Below are 1,567 nucleotides of genomic sequence, written 5' to 3' on the forward strand. Positions count from 1 at the left end.
TTCGTCGATCGGTTATCTGACCCCACATCAATGCGAAAAAAGGTACTATGAGCAGCTCCAGGCGGCTTAAGTTGTGTCTACTTTCTTGACAGAGGTGCACTTACGCAAAACTGACTGCTGTAGTTGCCGGAAAAGCAATAGGAGGACCAGTCGGAGCCATGTTTCGGCAAAAGTGCCTCGGCAATTAGACTTCGAGCGCAACTGTAGAGGCCAATCCGTACATAAGAGGTTGGTGCAACTACTTCGGACATAGCGATGCAAAGACTCCCGAAGGGATTCATGGATTCGGAGAAGACACTGCATGGTCTGGCCGTCGCGGCAAAGAGCGTTGCAGCACATTCGTTAGCTGTTCAAATTTTGGTTTTCCAAGATCTCTTTGTCTTCGGCATTATCGCGGGTGACTTTCTGTACCCCAATCGAGCTGTAGGCGATCAAAAGCATAACCGCAATGTAATAGCCTTTTACGTTTAACTCGAAAGGTGCATTGAATAGACCGATGAAGAACATGCCGAATCCGATAATTAAACCGGCTATCGCCATTCCTGTAAACGCAGGGGTGTTTCGCATACGATGTTTTGGATTTTCACTTTTTAAATATTTATCCTCGGCATTGTCCCGGATCACTTTTTGCGTGACGATGCTCGTGATCGTGACCAGGAACATACATAGCAAGTAATAACCTTTCACGTTCAATTGCCAATCTGCATTGTAGATGCCGAGGCAGTATAAAAATATGCCGGCGGCAAGGGCGAAGTAAGAAGCAAACGTGAAAGCTGGTGTGTTACTTTTTTGATATTTCGGGTACATGCGGAGCTCCCCCTCTTCGGATTTCATATTGATTTGTGAAATTGGCTCTCTTTTGCAACTTATATTAGCGTATATGCCTTTTTGAAAACAGTCCTAATTTTTCATAGTACCTCAAACATTCTATTAGATTTCCAGAGAGGCGCTAGAGGAAAAGCATACTTACAAATCTGCCGACGCTGTCAATTTTCGCGAAGTGCTTGCCTTTTTGCGATCTGATCCTGTAAGGTTATTGCTCGCTGCCATGTATACGCCCATTCACTCATAGTCGACTCGTACTCTTTAATTTTCGATGGCATGTAAGTATTTGGAATTTGTGAGGGGGTTGATGGGGGGGAAGTGAGGCCTTTATTGGCTTGAACATGATAGCTTCCTTCTTGGGCGGTTTTGGCCGAACTATCAGGATACCATTGCCGCAGGGCGAAGGCTTCGGAACTATATTGGCTGGAGCACGCAGAGCGCACGCTTCAACTGCTCTCCGGATGCACTTGCCGGACGAAGCGTAGTCGGTGACATATCAACTCCGCTACTCCCTACGCGACTAGTAGATGTTGCCGGAAAAGCAACTGGAGAAGCAATCGACGCTACTTTCCGGGAATGGCCCTCTGCAAGTGCTCAAAGCGCAACTGCAGGGGCCGCTTCTGCAAAACTGCCTGCTACAGTTGGCTGGCGATGAGCAAATTAAGCCGGCGTGGATCCGGCGGGGAGAGGATTGGTTTGTTTAAAGAACAAATTCGCTATGCAGCGCCGCGCGGGGCGCTGT

1 protein-coding gene and 1 pseudogene are annotated in these 1,567 nt (G+C 47.7%); one reads left to right on the forward strand and one right to left on the reverse strand.

Annotation, left to right across the window (positions count from 1 at the left end; all coding sequences use genetic code 11):
• Positions 1-209 precede the first annotated feature (209 nt).
• Positions 210-401 (forward strand): annotated as a pseudogene (locus SD70_RS40615) (group II intron maturase-specific domain-containing protein); the annotation flags it as partial.
• Here the strand turns inward: SD70_RS40615 and SD70_RS35595 are convergent.
• Positions 343-807: a YiaA/YiaB family inner membrane protein gene (locus tag SD70_RS35595; protein ID WP_082053816.1), complete on the reverse strand. Its 465-nt coding sequence runs from the start codon at positions 805-807 to the stop codon at positions 343-345. The pseudogene SD70_RS40615 and the gene SD70_RS35595 sit on opposite strands and share 59 nt — an antisense overlap.
• Positions 808-1,567: the final 760 nt, after the last annotated feature.

Source organism: Gordoniibacillus kamchatkensis, from assembly GCF_000829455.1.
GTDB classification, from domain to species: Bacteria; Bacillota; Bacilli; order Paenibacillales; family NBRC-103111; genus Gordoniibacillus; species Gordoniibacillus kamchatkensis.